This is a genomic window from Mesorhizobium sp. B263B2A (genome assembly GCF_020165775.1).
Taxonomy (GTDB): Bacteria; Pseudomonadota; Alphaproteobacteria; order Rhizobiales; family Rhizobiaceae; genus Mesorhizobium; species Mesorhizobium opportunistum.
On the sequence record NZ_JAIUIU010000028.1, the window covers coordinates 1 to 20,387 of the forward strand.

Consider the following 20,387-nt stretch of genomic DNA (forward strand, 5'->3'; position numbering starts at 1 on the left):
CCCGTATCGCCGGTCGCACCTGTGGCTCCCGTTGCACCAGTAGAGCCGGTTGCTCCGGTCGAGCCAGTCGCACCGGTTGCACCAGTCGAGCCCGTGGCTCCGGTGGAGCCTGTCGCTCCAGTATCGCCAGTTGCACCTGTGGCTCCGGTGGAGCCTGTCGCTCCAGTATCGCCAGTTGCACCTGTGGCTCCGGTTGCGCCTGTCGCTCCGGTACCACCGGTCGCACCGGTAGAGCCGGTTGCACCAGTCGAGCCAGTCGTACCAGTAGAGCCGGTCGCCCCGGTCGAACCTGTGGCACCTGTATCACCAGTTGCACCTGTGGCTCCGGTTGCGCCGGTCGAGCCAGTCGCACCGGTAGAGCCGGTTGCACCAGTCGAGCCCGTCGCTCCGGTCGAACCTGTGGCGCCAGACGAACCTGTGGCACCTGTATCGCCGGTCGCACCTGTGGCTCCGGTCGCGCCGGTTGCACCTGTCGAACCCGTGGCGCCGGTCGAGCCAGTTGCACCCGACGAGCCGCTTGCGCCAGTAGAGCCGGTCGCGCCTGTAGAGCCCGTGGCTCCGGTCGAGCCGGTTGCGCCAGTCGCGCCCGTTGCTCCGGTTGCGCCTGTGGGACCAGTGGGGCCTGGAGTGCCGGCACTGGCGACGCTTAAATTGCCTCCATCAAAATGATCGCCATTGTTGCTCGATCCGCCAACGGAATTGATGGGCGTGGTCAGAAAACTGAAATGATAAGTCGGCGGAACAGTGGGCGGTAGATCTTCAACAGAAGTTAGCGTACCGTACAAATGAAATCCTGAATCATAGACAAGATAATTATGAGTTATATCAGGAACAGTAACAGTTATAGAAAAGAGTGATCCGGCGGTCGGATCACCCGGAAGAACGAAACTTCCGACTATGACGTCGTCAGAAGTGGCAAGAGTGTTCTTGGTATCTGCTAAGTAAAATGTGTTAATGCTCTTTCCGGAGCCATCTATCGATCCAGTCAGCGTCAAATCACCTGCGGTAAGGACTCCCCCGTAATGCACCACCCCATTCTGGGTCAGGGGCGGCAGGGTTCTGGTCGCGTGTTCGGCCATCTCCCAAGAGCCACCTAGCTTGGCTGCGCCAACCAGCGATCTCGATGCGCGGACGTCCGCGCCGATGGCCTCTTCCAGCGCAGCCACGAAGGTCTCGCCAGCATTGCCCAACGCCGTCTCGCAGCTCCACAGACGCAGTTCGCCGTCCGCGGCAAGTGCCTTGCCGATCGCGGCAAAATCCTCGGCCTCTTCCTTCAGTGTGGCGGCCGACCATGCTCCCGCGGTGAAGCTAACCCGGCCAGGCGCGCCATGCGCCAAGACGTGCACCGCGTCGAGCCCGTCGTGCTGCGAGAGCGCGGCGGCAATCTGCCGTGCCGCCGGTCGGCGGCCATCCAGCACTATTGCCTGGACCTCGGGTCGCAAATTGCCAAGAACGGTCTGGAGGTCGGAGATCGAAGGATCGACAAAAAGAATTTCAGAGGCGCGGGCCATGACTGGCTCCTGTTGGCTTCGAATTCAGTTCAAGGGAAAACCGCCCATCGGCTTGGCCGGCGAGCGGTTGGGAGAAGGAGCTTGGGCGCAGTCATCGTCCAGACGGCCCGACGGCGCCGTCGGGACGTGCAACAGTGGGGCTCTCTACGCGGAGGAAGCTGCAGGTCTGGAAAGTCCCGGCATCGTCAAACGTGCCAATCGCCAATGAACCGGCCGCGGCCGGAACCTTGACGGTGACAGCGACGGCGAGGCTTCGCTTGACGGCCTTGGGAAGAATGACCTGACCGACGATGGCGCTCTTGGCCGTGTCCAGGATAAAATAAGGCACATTTTCTGTCGTGTCGCCGCTGGGCAAGACGCCTCTAACGGCAACTTCCATGACCGCAAACCCTGTTATGTAGCTCATCTGATCCTCCTTGGTCAGCGGCGACTGTGCCGCGCCGTCAATTTCTATTTGCCGCCGAGCGCCCGCCGCCCGACTAGGTCAACACATCTGGTGTTCGAAGTGCGTGCGACAGTGCATCGATGAAATTCGTTCCGGCGTCCGGCCGCGCGGCCGGCCGCTCGGCGCCGAGCATGATCGCCTCGGACTCCGGCCTTCCGTTTCGGAAATTCGTGCCGAGATCGGACATAGAGAGATCGATGAAAGAGAGTTCGTAAGCGCGGGGCCGAGGCGCGCCGGTCGACCATTCGGCCGATCGGTCCTCACGTCGCCTCGCCGCGATATTCCGTGGAGACCACTCAGAACGGGGCCTGCACGATCCTTGCGATAAGCACGCGATACTACTCGATTCACAACCCCACTCCCGTTACCTGACGCTGACGTCCCGGCGACAACTCTCGAGGGGATGGGAGACCGTCTGCCTCCATAAGGCGAGGGCATAGACACAACACATCGTTAGCGCGCCCCATGGACGCACTTCCAATCTGCGAAACGGCCCTGATAACCCAGACCCTCTGACTCAACTCCCTGAGAGAGACCTTCGCAGAAATTCGGGCATGCGGCCGTCCAATCTGCGGGCGCCCCTCAACACCGTATTTTAGTAAATTATAAAATTAGCAAGTTGTAAACTATTAATTAAGTATCTTCTAAATTAGCTGCTGGAATAATAACGGCGGTCGAGCAATACCGGCTGGCCGGATAGGAAAATCGTTCTGAAAATCAGATGCTTAACAGTCTCGCCTCGAAACCTGCCGGCTTCAGACCGCAGTTGAAGGTCTCCATCATCCAGGCAAATGCACAGGCGATCGCGATGCGGACAGGTTGGCACCGTGTCAGCGGACGTGGATGTCTCAACCTTGACGGCAGCCTGCAAATGGCGGCGAAATACACAACCTAAACCGGTCGGACCGAACGGAGCGGTAAATGCCGGCGGTTGCAGTTCGAACACGATCCTTTCACGATAGTGGTTGCCGCGCATGCTGCCGCGACGGCTGGCTGCTAACCACGATGGATAAGGTTAAGCGCGGTTTCCAGAGGACGACCTGCAAGATCCGTGAGAAGGAATGATCGGACTTTAGGAATATAGGCTGTTCCGGCGGCCGGACCGGCAAAAGGGTGGCGACAGCGGGGGGAAATGTATGAGCGATCGAAGCCTGGCAAATCCGCATCGAAGCGGATCCCGCAAGGCGCGGCGGCACGCCAACCGTCCCCATCACCAACAGTCATGTTGAGGGGCGATGGAGCGCGAATGACAAACGGCAAGCGGCTCTGCCTCAACATGATCGTCAAAAACGAGATGGCGAACCTGCAACGCTGTCTCGGGGCGGTTGTCGACCACATCGACTGCTGGGTCATCGGCGATACCGGCTCGACCGACGGGACCCAGGATTTCATCAAATCGTTCTTCGCTGCCCGCAACCTGCCGGGCGAGTTGCACGAATTCCCATTCCACGATTTCGAGCAGGCGCGCAACGCGGCACTTGATCACGCCTATGCTTCGCCACTCGCCTACGACTATCTGCTGTTTGACGACGCCGACATGGAGCTGATGGTCGAGGACGCGGGCTTCCGAGAGCAGCTCGACAGTTCGGGCTACCGGCTGCTGCAGCGGTCGGATTCGGGCCTCGCCTATTGGAATACGCGCCTGGTCAGGCGCGACGCCGGCGCGCGCTACCACGGCGTGACCCATGAATATCTCGACGTGCCCGAGGGTGTGAAGGAACTGCGCGGCGCCTGGTACAAGGACCACGCCAGCGGATCGAACCGCGTCGACAAATTCGAACGTGATGCCAGGCTTTTGCTGGCGGCCCTCGAAAAGGATCCGGAAAATCAGCGCTACTGGTTCTACCTGGCGCAATCCTATCGCGACGCCGGACGGACGGCGGAGGCCGCGGTGGCCTATGCCAAACGCGCCGCCATGGGCGGCTGGGACGAGGAGGCATGGAACGCTCGTCTGCAAGGGGCTCGCTGCCTGCGCAAACTCGGCGATGAGCCTGGCTTCATCGAGCAGGCGCTTGCCGCTTTCAATCAACGACCGCAGCGTGCCGAGCCGCTCTATGACCTGGCCCGGTTCTACCGCGACAAAGGTATGAACCACACCAGCGTACTGTTTTCGGAAGCGGGGCTGGCGATCAAGCGACCGGAGCAGGACATCCTGTTTATCGAGGATTACGTCTACACGACGGGCCTGCCGGAGGAGTTTGCGATCGCGGCAAACTATGCGCGCGACCCCGTACGCAAGGACCGTGGTTTCGCGGCATGCAACTGGCTGGCGCTGAACCGGACAATCGACGACGGACCGAGGGAACTGGCGTGGTCCAACCTGTTCTTCTATGTGCAGCCCGCCAAGACAATGATGCCGTCCTTCAGCGCGCGTCCGGTCGGCTTCACGGCGCCCGATGGCTATCGGCCATCAAACCCGTCGGTGGCTCGATTGGGCGACCAGATCGTGTTCTTGCAGCGGACGGTTAATTACACCCTGGCCGAAGACAACCTCCAATACGACACGCCGGGCGGCGCTCCGGTTCACACGCGCAATTTCCTGCTCCGATTGAGCGATGAACTTGCCATCCAGTCCGCAAGCGAGATTTTGCCGCCAGTTGACATGCCGGACCCCGCTAATGGCAGGGTTCTCGGATTCGAGGACATGCGCCTGTTCGCTTGGCGTGATGCGCTGTGGGGCGTCTCATGCGTACGCGAGCTGACAGAGGAGGGCTGGTGCGAGCAGGTCGTCGCGCGCATCGACGAGAGTGGCGCCTGCCGGCTGACGGACTGGCGCGTGCTCCATCCGACAGGGCCGCGTGTGCACGAGAAGAACTGGATGCCGCAAGTCAAGCCAGGCAGGACAGGGGCAGGGGCAGAGACGCTGCAGTTCATCTACCTCTGCAACCCCACCCGGATTGTGGACGAGCAGGGCTCGACTCTCAGCGAGACTTCTCCCGCGATTGCCGCCCAAAGTTTCAGGGGTGGAACCCAGCTGATCGCATTCGCCGGCGGATGGCTGGCGTTGATCCATGAAGTCCAGTGGCGGGCAGCGGAGAAGCGGCGTTACTATCTGCACCGGTTCGTCTGGTTCGATGAGGCCAATGCCTTGCGAAAAGTAAGTCGTCCATTCTTCTTCGACAAAAAGGGCGTCGAGTTCGCTGCCGGGCTGGCATGGCACCCCGACGAAAGGCGTTTGCTGATATCCTACAGCGTCACCGACAGCGAGTCCTGGATCGCCACCGTCGACGAGGCGGAGGTGAGGTCGCTGCTGGAGGACGTGAATGGCCTGCCATCGGGTGTGGCTGATACAGCGTCGAGGCTGACGCCGGCCGGTGGGCACAGCAGCCCGCCAACGAAATCAGAGATCAAGCCTGGCCGTGCCGAAGACGATGGGGCCATGGGTGATGCCAGCCAGACGGCGTCGCAAGGCAAGGACCTCGGCGCCAGCGGCATCAAGTCGACAGACGAAATCTTTCATGAGCTAGCGCCGTTTCTGCGCGACGTCGATTCTCCGCTGCAACGACGGGAAGGATCGCGCCAGTTCGACGCACGGATTTCCCGCTTCCTTGGCAGCGACGATACCGCACTTCCGCAGATCAACTGCTTCTACCAGGTGATGTCCGACAAGGCCGAGCATCGTACCTTGATTGCCGCCACCATGTCGATGCGGGCAGCGGGCCATCCGGTGCGGGTGTGGAGCTACGCACCGGAGAAGCTCGAATTCCTCGTCCCGTACGGGATCGAAGTCCGCAATGCCGACGACCTCATGCCGCGGGCCCTGTTCGAGCGGATCGTCGCCGGCTCCGAGATCAGGTATTTCAGCGATATCTTCCGCTACGCCCTGCTCTACGAGCATGGCGGGCTATGGATGGATTCAGACGTCATCCTGCTGCGGCCGTTCCCGTTTCGTGGCGATCATTTCTTCAATCTGCAATGGCGCGGATCGCACAAAGGTCATTTTGTCTGCGGCAACGTCATCTATGCCAGGCCCTACAGCAGTCATCTCAGGGCGCTGTACGAGTTGTCTATCGACCGCTTTCACGCAGCACACGGCAAGGAATTCGGAGACATCGGCCCCAAGCTGCTGTCCGACTACATTGCCTCCGACGCGGGAGCCGAACTGCGGGAATGGGTGTTCAGCCCGATGTTCTTCAACACGATCGATTGGAATGAGATCGACCGGTTCGAGAAGCCGATAACGGAACTGGCCGACTACCTGAGCGATGACCGTGTGTTCGGCATCCATCTGTGGACGGCACGCAACGAGGCCCGGCCGAGCGTCGAAGGGGCGCCACTGATCTCGTCGCTGATCAGCCCGCTCGACAGCTTTCCCACATTCACGAGCCTCGCCGATCGCTTCAACACCGACAAGAACAGGCACACCGGCAACCGTCACTGCTATGCGAGGATCTACGATCGCCTGCTGTCGCCCCGGCGCTTGTCCATGCAGCGGCTGATGGAGATCGGCCTGTGCCGTGGTTTGGCCGAGGGCAACCAGACCGAGACCCCATCAGTCTCGCTGTGGCAGAGCTATTTTCCGTTCTGCCAGGTGATCGGTGTCGACCTGACGGATTTTTCGCAGCTCAACAATAAACGGTTCAAGTCGTTTGTCGGCGACCAATCCAAGCTCGACGATCTGCGCGGCGTTGCCGCGAAGCTCGAGCCTGGATCGCTCGACGTGATCATCGACGACGGTAGCCACGCCTCGTTCGACGAGCAGTTGACGCTGCGCGAGTTCTTCCCACTGCTCGCCGAGGGTGGCTGGTATTTCCTCGAAGACCTCGACTGGCAGCCGCCGGGCGAGGACCTTGGCAAGATCACGCTGACCAAGACCCTGCTGCGCGAAATCAAGGAGCACGGCACGGCCGGCTCGGTCGATCCGCTGGGGGTGAGCGCGCTTGCCGATCAGTTCGCCGAGATCCTGTTCTTCGACAGCCACTATGAGTTGAACCGGGCGAAGCTGATGGGCGGCCTCGTGGCCATCCGCAAAGCGGGAGAGACGGAATCTGATGGCTGAGCCGAGGGGATTGAATGACGGTGGAGCTTTGACGGCCAGCGTCGCGGCTCGGGACTCGCTCGTGAACCTCCTCCGCATTCGTCGACCCAATAGAGAGCATGTTCCTAACGAGGACCTGGTCGGCCGTGCCTTATCATGTCCAATTCAGACAGGAGACCTGGAATGAACTCCGACGAACTCGGCCAGACACTAAACAAAACGTTTACCGGGGCCATAGACGCAATTTGGCAGCGAAAGGCACTGAATCGTCGGCTTGATATGCAGCTCGAGCATTATTGGATGGCAAAGAGAGCAAATAGCGCCAATCCGCTCGTGCGCAGTGGAGCAAAATACTTTTCGCAAAATGATGAAGACGGTATTCTAATAGAAATACTCCGGCGAATTGGCTTAGAGGAAGGCGTCGCTTTGGAGCTTGGTGTCGGAAATGGACTGGAGAACAACAGCCTTATTTTGTTGATGCTTGGATGGAAAGTGGCGTGGATCGGGAACGATGAGTTAAGTTTTACGCTGCCAGACAAATGCACAAATCTTCGTTTCTCAAAGAAATGGATAACGAAAGAGAATTGCGTTGAGGTGGTGTCTGGTAGCTTAGCATCTATAGATGCTCAGGGTGCGGACGTCATTAGCGTTGATCTTGATGGCAATGATATTTACATCTTGGAGACTCTTCTTGAGGCGGGCCACCGACCGGAAGTTTACGTTGTTGAATATAATGGAAAGTTTCCACCGCCGGTAAAATGGAGAATAAAATACGATTCGTCGTATTCTTGGGATGCCAGCGACTATCAAGGCGCGTCACTTCAGGAATTTATAGATGTGATGCGTTCAGCCGGATACGTATTAGTCTGCTGCAATGTCACTGGAGCTAACGCATTTTTTGTCAAATCGGATCGTCTCAACAAGTTCTCCGACGTTCCGACTGACATACAGGAATTATTTTTCCCTTCGGACTATAATTGGTTTTACCAACGGGGGCATTGGACTTCCCCAAAGACGATAGAGCAGTTTCTTAAAATATCTGATTGAAAATGGAAATAATTCGTGAATGGAGACATTTCTTAAATGGAGGGTTGGAGGCCGTGAACTTCTTCCTCGACCTCTAGTCCTCTAGGGAGTTGCGACTTCGTGAAGATCGCCGTCTACACCATCGCCTTGAACGAAGCCGAAAACGCTGAACGCTGGGCCAATTCGGTCGTCGACGCCGACCATCGCATTGTCGCCGACACCGGCAGTACCGACGACACGGTGGAACGGCTGACCGCTGCCGGCGTCACCGTGCACAGGATAGCGGTTCGCCCATGGCGTTTCGACGACGCCCGCAACGCCGCCATGGCGCTGATCCCTTCCGATGTCGATGTCTGCTGTACGATGGATATGGACCGGTTTCTTGAGCCCGGCTGGCGGCCAAAGCTCGAGGCTGTCTGGACGGCTGAGACGACAGCCCTTTATTGTCAGACGGTCTACAGAGCGAGCGTCAACGACCCGACGCCACTTCGCAACTGGCCAGCGAAAAACTTTCATCATCGCTGGGGGTATCGCTTCAGGCGGCCGGTCCACGAAGCTCTGGTCTTTACCGGAGAAATGGAAGTCGCCGCGAACAGCAGCGAAATCGTCATGTTCGAGGTACAGGATCTCGCCAAGCCAACGAGGAGTGGCTACCTGCCGCTGATGGAGGTGGCACATAAGGAAGACCCCGACGACGCGCAGATCTGTTTCTGGCTCGGGCGGGACTTGATGTGGGCCAACCAACCAGAGCGAGCCGTTCCGCTGCTCGAGCGCTATCTTGCGTTGCCGACAAGCAAGTGGGCGGAAGAACGCTCCGAGGCGATGCGCCACATCGCGCGCATGCGGCCGGAGCAAAAATTGTCCTGGCTGGACAGGGCCCGGATGGAAGCGCCGCACCGGCGCGAGATCTGGCTCGACCTGGCAGAGGAATTCCATGGCAAGGCCGACTGGCTGAACCTGTTTTGGGCCTGCATCAATGGGATCGAGAAGACACACCGCACCGGGAGTTATCTGGACGATCCGAACTGCTGGGGCTTTCGGCTGTTCGATCTGGCTGCGATCGCTGCTTGGCATCTCGGTGTGACGAATCGCGCGGTGGAGTGGGGCCAACAGGCGCTCGACCTCGATCCGAGCAATCAGCGGCTGAAGAACAATCTTGAATTTTTCACCCGGCTGCGAGAGGAGCGAAGGGCAGGAGCATGAGCGTTTCCATTCGTCGACCGGCGCGGCTTCTGACCGCATTCAACTCTGTCTTATACGTCGACCCGGCATCAGGCGAGTTGCGTCACGGGGCGATTGAGACCAGCCCGGCAAACCTGCATTTCGAAGCGAGCGACAAAGTGCCGGGCGGGTCATGGCGCGGGCAACTGGTTTATGTGAGCAACGGGTCTCCGGAGCCCTTGGTGTGCGGGCCGGAGCGATGCCTGTCCCCATCTCACCGGCTCAAGTCGGAACCGCCGACCGAGCCGACCGTTTTCGACCTTGTCTCGCTGGAGCGCGGGTTGCTGGCCCTCAAGTCCGAGGGCTTGTTCCTGTCATCCATACCGGATGGACAAGTCCGGCTATCCGCTCGAGTCTGCAGCACATGGGAGCTTTTTGTTGCATCTGAGGACTGGTGCACCGACGGCAGCATAAAGTCCTCAGGCAAAACTCAAGAATTCGATGTCAGGGGGATACAAGACTACATTGTTCATCCAACAATAAGAGCGGCCGCGAATACAACATCTGCACGATTTAAGTTGCTTATTTATGGGTACACAAAGTGGTCTCACGGGAGAGTTTACTACGACCTGTGCAAGCAGCTACATAATAAAGGGTTTATTGTTGATATAATGGATTGGCAAACAAACAACGACCATCATATTGAGGCGATATCAAAGTACTATGATCTGTATTTGACGTCCCTTGATGGAGTGTCTTCTCTTGTAGATAAATATGGGATACCGTATGATCAGATCATAGCTATCTCGCATCACGAGCTAGACATCCGAATGCTTGTCGAGCAGAAGGGGATTGAGGTTTTCGACAAGTTAGCTAACTACGGGGTTGTTAGTGAATACGTGTATGCAGCGTCGGTGATGCGCGGCGTACCGAGGATGCCGAAGGTGGCATCTCTCGGAATCGACTATCAGAGTTTCTTCGCTCCGTTGCCGGACCGTTTGACGACAGTTGGCTATGGCTCGTCGATGTCTGTCAAAACCTACGGGGTAGAATGGAAGCGGGGTGAATTAGCCGAGGCGGCGGCACGCGAGGCGGGGCTCGCGTTCAAGATAGCAGGCTCGACTGGAAGCCAAACTTCGTTTCACGACATGCCGCAATTTTACAGAACGGTTGACGCGCTTTTGACGAGTTCAGTCAGCGAAGCTGCGCAGCTGCCGGTGATGGAAGCAGCAGCAGCTGGCAGGCTGGTGATGGGCACGCCGGTTGGACATTTTCCCCTCAGGGCTTATCAGGGAGGTGGCATTCTCGCTCCTATAGAGGCCGACAAATTCAAGGCATTCGCCGTCAAGACCCTTAGTCACTACAGGGACCATCCAGGCGCGTTCGTCGAAAAGTGCGGATCCATCCAGGAAGCAGCACGGGCGTTTGATTGGGCGTATGCAATCAACGATTGGGTCGAACTGATAGAAAGCGCAGGGCAAAGCGCCCAGTTTGTTCGCCACACAAAATCCGCAACGTCTCTAGAAAATGCCAGGTTGCTCCGAAAAGCTGTGGTGTGCGACGTGGATTGGCTTAGTGCGTATATTACTAATGAGCATCACCATCTTATTGACCTTCTTAAAACCAGGCACGGCTTTGACATACTTGATTCGTCGAAATTGAACTTCGACGACGAGGAAATAATCTCGATGCTAAATTCCTATGATGCAGTGCTAGTCGCTTACCAGCGGGGGGCTCACATTCCTCTTCGTCGTGTTACTTCCTACAAATTGTTCAAAATGGACGACTTAGTAAGCCACAGTGATACTTATGACAAGCTTATCGCTTCTTACATAGCGGGAAGCGATACCATCATCAGTCCTTATGCTGACGAATTCAACAAATATTATTCTCACTCTGACGCGGTTTGGGTTCCATACTCATCATCGCTCGAAGGATGCCGGGGATATGTTGACTTAGATTTCAATGAAAATCCCATTGCGAAGATTTTAGTGTCTGGAAATGTCGCGTGGGATCGCCCATTTAGGCAGTACGCGGCGGGCCTTGGCAGTGAAAATATTGTGGTTTTGGATCATCCTGGTTACGGCCAGCGTTATGATGATGACAGTGCAGCTATTGTTAGAATATCCTATTTTAAAGAACTTTCAAAATATATTGGGTGTTTTTGTGACGGGCACACGATGGATGGTGGTGTAGTTCGTAGGTACGTTCTGCTCAAGAATTTCGAGATTGCATCTGTGGGATCACTACTACTCGCCGATCGCTTTATCGAAGCGGAGATGAAGGAGCTTGGCTTTGTGGATTATGAAAACTGCATTTTTTGCAGGAGCGACGATCTCTTGGAAAAAACGGCATGGATTGTGGATGAAGCGAACCGGCAGGAAGTCGACAGGATAAGGCGGGCCGGGATGCAGCTAGTCAGAGGGCAACACTTGACTCGGCATCGCGCGCAGCAAATCGACGATCTTGTAACAACCCGACTGCAGGAAAGATATACGAGCAGGTCGAAACAGTCAAACAAGTTTAATGATGTAAAGGCGACTGTGCGAAGTTTCGATCTATTCGATACGTTGGTGGCACGTAGGTGCGTTGAGCCCAGCGAGGTCTTTCAGATTGTTGAGATGCGCGCCAACCACGTTGGGTTTGCGGAAGCACGAATGAGAGCTGAAGCCGAGGTATGCGCCTCGCCTTATGTGCTACAGGACGTTTATCGGCGCCTATCAACGAGCCACGGCATCACCACAGAGACTGCCGACCGACTGATGAAGCTGGAACTGGCTGTTGAGGAGGAAATGCTGTTTCCAATCGCGGAGACTTGCTCCTCTTTCGCTCGGAACGACGTGATCGTATCGGATATGTACTTGCCGGAAGACTTTCTGATGCGAATCATTTCGGAGAAGTGCCTTCTGAAACCGAGTAAACTGTTTCTGTCCTCGCACGGAAAGCGGTCCGGCAGCATCTGGTCGGCGATCAAAGAAAAGGTGCATGTCGCGGAGCACATTGGTGACAACGAAGTTAGCGACGTAGCGTCTGCCCAAGCGTCGGGAATTTCGGCCCGCCTGTTCACAAGTGCGAAACAAACACCGGGCGAAATTGAGCTAAGTGCCTCCGGGTACGAATGGTTGGCCAACCTTGTTAGAGAAGCGAGGCTTAGATCATGGAATCCAGATAGAGAGTTGCGTCTATTGGAGTTGTGCCAAATCGAACTTAACTTCCCGGTTATCTTGCTGGCAACCCTAAGGCTTCTGCATCTGTCAAGGGAGCGGGGCTGGCGGCGGATTCTTTTTAGTGGTCGCGACTGCTACCTCTGGTACCAGTTATATCAGGCGCTTTTGCCTGGACTTAGTAATCCGCCAAGCGCTGCGTATTTTTATACGAGCCGAATTGCTCGGGTGCTGCCATCGGAGGGTTATTTGAAATACTTTCGGGAGATGTGTGGCGACGACCCGGCAGTGGTTGTCGACGTTTGCGGCACTGGCTGGTCATTGGATCGCCTGCTTCATCATACTGGTTCTTTGGCGGTCGATGCTTTCCTTATCCATCACATAGATACCGTTTCGTGGAGAGAGGAGTACGAAAGCTTTGCGCCGGTCACACGGAGGTCAGATGTGTTGTCGATGGTTCGGCGCGCGGTGCACAGCGACGAGGCGGAGGTGATGGAGGAGCTCAATCGCGCACCGCACCCTCAGGTTGAGGACGTGACTGAGGTAGACGGTCGATTTGAGCCCGTCTTCACCACGAGCGAAGGGGAAGGAGGAACGATCCGGGATGATATCCTTTCTGTGCATCATGGAGCCTTCCACTCGGCTGTCTCATTGCTCAGTTCCGCTCGCGTCGGTGAGATGCACGTTGGTGACCACCGCCTGATGGTGGAAAAAATCTATCGAAGATTTGAAGGGCAGCTGACTACGGTGGGGCACTTTCTGACGCAGAAGAGGCGTGAACAGGCTCGGTTTTGGAGCGTCCTGAAGCGTGTTAATTGAAAAACTGCCGGCTTTGGTTGTCTGAATGAAGCGCCGAGACCTCGCTAAGGTAATGCTCGGCCTAGCCGCCTCAACTGCAACCTTTGCGGGCCTTGCGCGTTGGTCGGCTTTGGCCACCGAGCGTATCCCCATGCTGAAGCGCATCTCGTCGCCCGCCCCCTCAGCCGACCTCCTCTCCGCTCCCATCGAACTCACCGGCGACTGGGGCCACATGCTGCCACGCGCGGCCGATCAAGTCGTCGAGCGCATGCGGCACGCCTGCCTGGATGGCGTTCGGCTCGTCTCCGACCGCCAGCCGACGCGGCTGCGTGTCGACGAGCACACTTCCGGCACGCCGGCCATCTGGCTGCATCCGGACGGCAGCAGCATGGCGTGGATCATCGTCGACATCGGCGAGCATGACTGGTCGAAGCTCGCCTATCAGTTCGGCCACGAACTCGGCCATATCACGGCAAACAGCTGGCAGGCCGACGCAAAGCCGGCGCCGCCGTGCCAGTGGCTCGAGGAGGCGATGGTGGAGGCGTTCTCGCTGCGCGGCCTGGGGCGCCTAGCGAAGGACTGGAAGGAGAGCCCGCCCTTTGCCGGCGACAACGCCTTCGGCGATGCCATTGCCGAATATCGACAGAACATTATCCAAGGCTATACCGCGCTCGCCGACAGCCAGGGGCTCACCAGCGACCCTGCGGCATGGTTCGCGGACCATCGCAGCGAAATCGAAATACCCGCCCTCAATCCATTCGCCCAGGCTATGTCGGTTACCATTCTCGCCGAGTACGACCGCGCGCCTGACTGCGTCGAGGCGCTGGGCGCACTCGACCGCTGGCCTGGACGGACCGGGATCCCGATCGCGGAGTATCTGAAACGATGGGAGGAAAGTTGTGCCGAGCTGCAAGCCTCGCCGCGACTGCCAGTCCGCCTGCGCGAGCTGTTGCGTGTCGCGTGACTAGTCATGAGGTGAGGGAACAAACCCACAACCTCTAGCTATTGCAAAGCAACTGCTCCTCTGCCTTCGAATGCTCTGCAACTTCCTCCATCATGCGCTATTCAAGCGTGGAATTGAGCGTTTGCAACGTGGCAGCGCAGGGAAGTGGGTAGCAGGACGCCGAGGTGTCGATATTGTGCGAGGATGGTGCCCTGGCTTCGACACTCGCCTGCGGTCTTAGTTCGCCGAGAATGTGCTACATATTGTGATACCTATTGTGATACAAATTTGATTTTTGAAAGAAAAAAGATAATAAAAACAATATCTTGGTGATGGTATCGATCCCAGCCAGCGGTACCATCGGCATAATCGCCAAGAGATGGAATCAAAACCTTGGTGCACCTGCCGGGCGGGCCGCCTCAACCGAGTAGGTCGGCGGCGACTTCGAGCGTGTTGCGGAACGACGTCTCGAGATGGTGTTCCATCGCTTGCGCTGCCCCCTCGGCGTCGTGGCGCTTGAGCGCGTGGAGGATGGCCTCGTGCTGCTCGATCGTCTGTTCGCCATAGCCGGGCTTGGGAATGGCGAGGTAACGGCCGCGATCCATCTGCGCCTTGGAGATGTCGACGGCGCGCCAGATCATCGGCAGGCCGCAGATCTCGGCGATGGTGCGGTGGAAGACATCGTCGAGTTGTATCGCGGTGGCATATCGGCCGCGCGATATGGCAAGCCGATGCGCCGCCATATTGTCTTCAAGCAGTTCGGCCGATGCCGGTGTCAGCTTGACGGCCGCGCGCCGCGCGCTCTCCATCTCCAGCGCCCGACGGATGACATAGGCTTCTTCCAGGTCGGCGCGGCTGATCGGCGCGACATAGGTGCCGGTCTGCGCCAGGATCTTGACGAGACCCTCGTCGCTGATGCGCTTGACGGCTTCCCGCACCGGAGTGCGTGAGACGCCGAGGGCTTCGGCGATCGCCACCTCGTTGATCACTTCCCCCGGCTTCATCTGCCCGACGACGATCAGGTTGCGGATCTTCTGATAGATCTGATCGCGGAGCGGGAGAGCCCGATTGAGGGTCGAAGGATCCAGGTCCATGGCAAATCCGTGGCTTCGTTCACCAGAAATGATCAGATTATACTAGAATGTAAATCGCGCTGCATCCAATGCGAGCCGTGGTTCGTCGACGATGGAAGGGGTTGCGCAGTCGCAATAGTCGCTATCCGCAGTGAGGAATTCGACCCGCAAGGGAAGGCTTGCACCGAGCCGCATGCCGATAGGCGAGCACTCCGGCCGAAGGCGGAGCGCGCTCAGCCGGGCCGCCTGCTCCGTCTTCCGCGGCGACTTGCGTGATTTGGCTGCTTAGCCGGGTGTGGCGGATCCAGGATGCAGCCGACGAGGGTCGCATCTGCAAAGGTTCGCGCTGCGGACATTCAATCGAAGAAGCCGGCGTCCTCTTCCTTGAGGTATTTCTTCGCGCCCGCGGCATCGATGTCGAGGCCCAATCCGGGGGCCTCGAGCAGGTCGATCATCGAGTCCTTCACGATCTGCGTCGGCAGGCCAACAACGATATCCTCCCACCAGGGATCGGAGGCGCTGGGATATTCGAAGGCGATATAGTTGGCGGGCAGTGTGGCGCAGACGTTGATCAGCGCGCCGAGGCCCAGCAGACCGTTTGCCGTGCCATGCGGCGCCATCATGATCGAATGCATGTAGGCATGCTCGGCCACCCATTTGAGCTCGGCGATGCCGCCGATATCGGCGGGGTCCGGGCCGATGACGCGGACCGCCTGTGTTTCGATCAGTTCCTTGAAATTATGGCGCAGGTAGATCTGCTCTCCCGTGTGGATGGGGGTGGAAGTGGATGTCGTGAGTTCGCGATAGGCCTGCGGATTGACCCATGGCACGTAGTCGCCCGTCAGCATGTCCTCGAGCCACATCAGATTGTATTTCTCCACCGCCTGCGCGAAGCGGATTGCGTCCGGCAGGAACCAGCCGGGGCCGCAATCCAGGGCAAGGGAGACCTTGTCGCCGAGCACCTCCTTCATGGCGATGACGCATTCGACCATGTGCGCCATGCCGCGCTCGCTGATCTGGCCCTGGTCCATCGCGCCGTGATAGGTCGGCGGCTGGCGCACGCCATAGTGGAAGTCGGGCACGCTGGTCTTCATGTTGGAGTGGAAGGAGATGCCTTGCTTGACCATGAAGAAGTTTTCCGGCCGCTCCATCATCCATTTGACGTCGGCCGCGTAGTCTTCGGGCTGGTCGCCGGTGCGCTTCTTGCGGATCGAGCCGTTATAGACCCGCACCTTGTCACGCACCTTGCCGCCGAGCAGCTTGTAGACCGGAACGCCTGCCGCCTTGCCGGCAATGTCCCAGAGCGCGTGCTCGATGGCACTGACGGCGGCACCGTAGGGCTTGAACGAACCGCGCTGGCGGATCTTCAGCATGCAGCGTTCGACATCGGTCGGGTCTTCACCGATCAGCGCCTCGCGAAAATGCAGGACCCAGGGTTTGAGATAGGGCTTGGTGTACTCGGCCTCGCCCAGGCCATAGAGGCCTTCATCGGTCACGATGCGGACGATGGGGTGTTTGCCGATGACGGCGCACCGGAGATCGGTGATCTTCATGACGTCCTCTATTTCACCGACGAGAAGTCGGTTGGCGCGAGAAACTGGCTGGAAATATTGGCCAGGATCGGGCCGTCGCGCTCGGACTCGTCGCGGACCTCGAGCCATGCCGGATCGGTGGTGAAGGCCTTCCATTTCACTTCGCGCTCGGCAAGGGATTCCCAGGCGACGAAATAGGTCAGTCGATTGCTGCTTTCGCCGACCACCGTGGTGAAGAAGCCGGCCTGGCGGATGCCGTGCTTATCCCACAGCGCCAAGGTATGGTCGTTGAAACGCTTGAGCAGCGCCGGCAGCTGGCCCGGCAGGCAGTCGTAAATGCGAAGTTCGTAGATCATAGTCGATCCTTGTGTTCACCTCTCCCTCCTGGAAGAGGTGTAGAGTCAGCTCCAGGTCCGATCCCAGGAATATTCGTCATCCCAGTGATCGGTCGGCTGCCAGATGCCTTTGACGCCTTCCTGCAGGTGCTGGCTGATGACTTCGTCGACCACGTCGTCGATGCCCAGCCCCGGTTTGTCCGGCACGGCGATGAACCCGTCCTTGACCAGCGGCTTGGGTAGGCCCGTGACGATATCGTCCCACCAGTCCACTTCGACGCTGTGATATTCGAGCGCCATGAAGTTTTCCGTCGCCACCGCGACATGCGCGGCGGCCATCGCGGCGATCGGGCTTTCCGCCATGTGGATGGCCATCGCGACGCCATGGTCCTGCGCCGCGTCGCCGATCTTCTTGGTCTCGAGGATGCCGCCCGAGGTCAGCAGGTCCGGATGGATGACCGAGATGCCCGCCTTGAGCAGCGGCTCGAAGTCTTCCTTGAGGTAGATGTCCTCGCCCGTGCAGATCGGCACCGAAGTCGCCTGCTGCAGCTGCCGATACTGCTCGGTGTACTGCCAGGGGATCACGTCCTCGAGCCATGCTGGGGCATATTTCTCGATCCGTCGGGCGAGGCGGATGCCGTCCTGCAGCGAGATGTGGCCGACATGGTCGATGGCGAGCGGGATTTCGTAGCCGATCACCTCGCGGACCTCGTGGATATATCGGTCGAGCAGGTCGATGCCCTTTTCGGTGAAATGGAGGCCGGTGAAGGGATGCGGCACGTTCTGCGCGTCATAGGCTGCGTTGCGCGCCCGGCGCTCGTCCAGCGTGCGTGCCCGGCCGCGAGCGGCATGCCCGCGGAAACCCTCGAGCACGCCGGCCGGCGCGACCACCGCGCCTGGGATGTGGGAGATCTGCGTCAGCCCGAGGTCCATCTTAAGGAAGGTGAAACCGAGATCCATCCGCGCCTTGAGCCGCTTGCCGGTCTCGGTGCCACTGGGCTTCTCCGCGTCGGTATCGCAATAGACACGCACCTTGTCGCGGAACCGTCCCCCAAGCATCTGGTAGATCGGCACGCCATAGGCCTTGCCGGCAAGGTCCCAGAGCGCGATCTCGACCGCCGAGACACCGCCACCCTGCCGCCCGTGGCCGCCAAATTGCTTGATGCGGCGGAACAGACGGTCGACGTCGCAGGGGTTCTCGCCCAGCAACCTGCTCTTGAGCATCAGCGCATAGGTCGCGCTGGCGCCGTCGCGCACTTCGCCCAGGCCGACAATGCCCTGATTGGTGTAGATCTTGATGAGCGCCGAAGTGAACGGCGCGCCGACGATCTCGGCGACGCGCAGGTCGGTGATGCGCAGGTCGGAAGGTTTGGAGTTCGTGTTGATCCGATTGAGAGCCTCGCCGGCTCCGTCCGTCTTTGGCATGACTTGTCCTCGTTCTGGTCGGGGCTTGTCGCCCCAAACGCTGGCAGGCATGGAGCCTTGCTAGCTCAGCTCAATCTCATGGGCCTGCAGGTAGTCGCGGTTCATCTCGACACCGAGACCAGGCTTCGCCGTCAGCTTGAGGCTGCCGTTCGAAACGTCGAGCGGTCTGTCGATGAGATGATCGTATTTGCCCAGGTTCCACTCCGACGTTTCGAGCTTGTAGAAATTGGGAACAGTCATCATCACCTGCGCTCCCGCGACCACGTTGATCGGGCCCGCGGCGTCATGTGGCGAGACCGGGATGTAGTAGGCCTCGCAGAGGGTTGAAATCTTCTTGAGCTCGGTAATACCGCCGGTCCAGGTGACGTCCGGCATGATGTAGTCGGCGAGCCTGTTCTCGAGAACCGGCACGAAATCCCATTTCGTGTGGCCGCGCTCGCCCCACGAGATAGCGGCACTGACCTTCTCACGCACCTGCTTGAGGGCATTCAGGCTCTCGGGCGGACAAGGCTCCTCGAACCAGTCGATCTGGCCGGCTTCCTCGAGGCTCCGGCAGAGGCGAATGGCGGTGGGGACATCGAAGCGGCCATGCGCATCGATGAGGATGTCGACGTCAGGGCCTGCCGTTTCGCGGATCAGCGCCGTAAGTTCGGCCGCTTCGCGCTCGTCCTTGCGGGTCATGCTGCCGTCGAGATAGCCGTCCCGCTGTTCACGCGCCAAGCCATCGGCGGTGCGACCTTGGTGGGGGAAAGGATCGAACTTTAGCCCGGTATGTCCGGATTCGACGATGTCCAAGATTTCGCGGACCACCGCGTCCTTGCTGGTGAACTGCGCCTGGTTGGGATGAGTGTAGAGGGCGATTTCATCACGCACCGGCCCGCCCAGCAACTCATAGATCGGTTTGCCCAAGACTTTGCCCCGGATGTCCCATAGCGCTATGTCGATGGCGCTCACGCATTCGACGGCGGCGCCGCGGCTTCCCATGTAGGTGAAGCTGCGGAAAATCTTGTGCCAGAGATGCTCGATACGCGCTGGATCCTCACCTGTCATGGCGACACCGATCTGCCGCAGGATCGTGCAAAGAGCGCGGTTGGCGAGCCTTGTCGTGGTGGTGATTTCTCCCCAGCCGCTTACCCCTTCGTCGGTCGTCACCTCGACGAACAGGTACTCTCCCCAATAGGAAGCATCGGACTTGATCAGCCACGGCCGAACGCTGGTGATTTTCATCTCAACTCCCTTGTCTGAAATGTCGGGGCACGACGTTCTGGACTTGACCTCTCGTCCTATCCGGCCCGAGCGGCGTTGCGCGCACGCATCTGTTCGAGAACATGCCGGCCGGAGCCCTCGACATGGCGGGAAACGAGTTCGGCCGCCTTGTCGGCTTCTCCCGCTTTTACCAGCGCAATGAGTTCGCGGTGCTCGCGCATGATTGCGGCCCGCCGCGCGAGCGTGAAATTGAAACGCCTGCTCACGGCTCGCAGCACTTCGCGATGCTTCCACCAAAGCTCGGCGGCATGGCGGTTGTAATGCCGCTGGTACATCACGGTGTGGAAGGCGGTATCCAGCTCGCTGTGCCTGAACGTGTCGGCGAAGTTGTTCTCTTCGATCAAGCCCTGGAGACGTTCGAGTTCGGTGATGTCCTCACCGGTGGCCATATTCACGAACCATCGCGTCAGGGCAGGCTCGATCAAGACACCGATCTCGTAGATATCGCGGACGAAATCCTGATCTATGGGTCGCACACGCGCCCCGCGGTTGGCGACAAAGGTGACAAAGCCCTCCCCACGCAACAGCTGCAGCGCCTCGCGCACGGGATTGGTCGAGGTCCCGTGGCGCCGGGCGAGATCGGTCACCACTAGCCGCTCGTTGGCGGCGAGCCGTCCCTCGATGATGTCTTCCCTGATCCGCTCGTAAAGCGAGGCGCCCTCGCTGGAAGCCCCGATGGGATCGATCCCATCGGGTGGCATGGCTTTGAAATCATCTATTTCGGCCAAGG

15 protein-coding genes are annotated in these 20,387 nt (G+C 58.8%); 5 read left to right on the plus strand and 10 right to left on the minus strand.

Going from position 1 to position 20,387, the window contains the following annotated elements; all coding sequences use genetic code 11:
- From LB568_RS28720 to LB568_RS28735, 4 genes are all read right to left on the minus strand, one after another.
- On the minus strand, positions 1 to 1,511 hold a 1,511-nt coding region (locus tag LB568_RS28720; RefSeq protein ID WP_224731881.1), incomplete at its 3' end, for a DUF4347 domain-containing protein.
- A 91-nt stretch (positions 1,512 to 1,602) separates the two neighbouring features.
- Positions 1,603 to 1,917 carry a hypothetical protein gene (locus LB568_RS28725; RefSeq protein WP_224731882.1) on the minus strand — a complete coding sequence of 105 codons (315 nt, stop codon included), beginning with the start codon at positions 1,915 to 1,917 and terminating at the stop codon, positions 1,603 to 1,605.
- 73 nt (positions 1,918 to 1,990) lie between these two features.
- Complete coding sequence (locus LB568_RS28730; RefSeq protein ID WP_224731883.1) at positions 1,991 to 2,143, minus strand: hypothetical protein; 153 nt, start codon at positions 2,141 to 2,143, stop codon at positions 1,991 to 1,993.
- A 462-nt stretch (positions 2,144 to 2,605) separates the two neighbouring features.
- The gene (locus LB568_RS28735) at positions 2,606 to 2,932 is read right to left on the minus strand and encodes a hypothetical protein (protein WP_224731884.1); all 327 of its coding nucleotides are present in this window, start codon (positions 2,930 to 2,932) and stop codon (positions 2,606 to 2,608) included.
- Between the two features lie 270 nt (positions 2,933 to 3,202).
- Here LB568_RS28735 and LB568_RS28740 point away from each other — a divergent pair, with 270 nt between their 5' ends.
- From LB568_RS28740 to LB568_RS28760, 5 genes are all read left to right on the plus strand, one after another.
- On the plus strand, positions 3,203 to 6,955 hold the full coding sequence (locus LB568_RS28740) for a glycosyltransferase (RefSeq protein WP_224731885.1): 3,753 nt from the start codon (positions 3,203 to 3,205) through the stop codon (positions 6,953 to 6,955).
- Positions 6,956 to 7,117: 162 nt separating this feature from the next.
- A complete protein-coding gene (locus LB568_RS28745; RefSeq protein ID WP_224731886.1) occupies positions 7,118 to 7,981 on the plus strand; it encodes a hypothetical protein in 864 nt (287 codons plus the stop codon).
- A gap of 99 nt (positions 7,982 to 8,080) precedes the next feature.
- Complete coding sequence (locus tag LB568_RS28750; RefSeq protein ID WP_224731887.1) at positions 8,081 to 9,163, plus strand: glycosyltransferase; 1,083 nt, start codon at positions 8,081 to 8,083, stop codon at positions 9,161 to 9,163.
- Positions 9,160 to 13,104: a glycosyltransferase gene (locus LB568_RS28755; RefSeq protein ID WP_224731888.1), complete on the plus strand. Its 3,945-nt coding sequence runs from the start codon at positions 9,160 to 9,162 to the stop codon at positions 13,102 to 13,104. Before LB568_RS28750 ends, LB568_RS28755 begins: the two co-directional genes overlap by 4 nt.
- A 130-nt stretch (positions 13,105 to 13,234) precedes the next feature.
- Entirely contained in the window at positions 13,235 to 14,047 is an 813-nt protein-coding gene (locus LB568_RS28760) for a hypothetical protein (RefSeq protein ID WP_224731889.1), read from the plus strand.
- Positions 14,048 to 14,445: 398 nt separating this feature from the next.
- Here the strand turns inward: LB568_RS28760 and LB568_RS28765 are convergent, their stop codons facing one another.
- The 6 genes from LB568_RS28765 to LB568_RS28790 form a co-directional block, all read right to left on the minus strand.
- The gene (locus tag LB568_RS28765) at positions 14,446 to 15,120 is read right to left on the minus strand and encodes a GntR family transcriptional regulator (protein WP_224731890.1); all 675 of its coding nucleotides are present in this window, start codon (positions 15,118 to 15,120) and stop codon (positions 14,446 to 14,448) included.
- A 335-nt stretch (positions 15,121 to 15,455) separates the two neighbouring features.
- On the minus strand, positions 15,456 to 16,652 hold the full coding sequence (locus LB568_RS28770; RefSeq protein ID WP_224731891.1) for a mandelate racemase/muconate lactonizing enzyme family protein: 1,197 nt from the start codon (positions 16,650 to 16,652) through the stop codon (positions 15,456 to 15,458).
- Between the two features lie 8 nt (positions 16,653 to 16,660).
- Positions 16,661 to 16,987, minus strand: coding sequence for an NIPSNAP family protein (locus tag LB568_RS28775; RefSeq protein WP_224731892.1), 327 nt, complete (start codon positions 16,985 to 16,987; stop codon positions 16,661 to 16,663).
- Between the two features lie 45 nt (positions 16,988 to 17,032).
- Positions 17,033 to 18,391: a mandelate racemase/muconate lactonizing enzyme family protein gene (locus tag LB568_RS28780; protein WP_224731893.1), complete on the minus strand. Its 1,359-nt coding sequence runs from the start codon at positions 18,389 to 18,391 to the stop codon at positions 17,033 to 17,035.
- 60 nt (positions 18,392 to 18,451) lie between these two features.
- Positions 18,452 to 19,618, minus strand: a complete 1,167-nt coding sequence (locus tag LB568_RS28785; protein WP_224731894.1) for a mandelate racemase/muconate lactonizing enzyme family protein — start codon at positions 19,616 to 19,618, stop codon at positions 18,452 to 18,454.
- A gap of 56 nt (positions 19,619 to 19,674) precedes the next feature.
- Positions 19,675 to 20,385 carry a GntR family transcriptional regulator gene (locus tag LB568_RS28790; RefSeq protein WP_224731895.1) on the minus strand — a complete coding sequence of 237 codons (711 nt, stop codon included), beginning with the start codon at positions 20,383 to 20,385 and terminating at the stop codon, positions 19,675 to 19,677.
- Between the last annotated feature and the right edge of the window lie 2 nt (positions 20,386 to 20,387).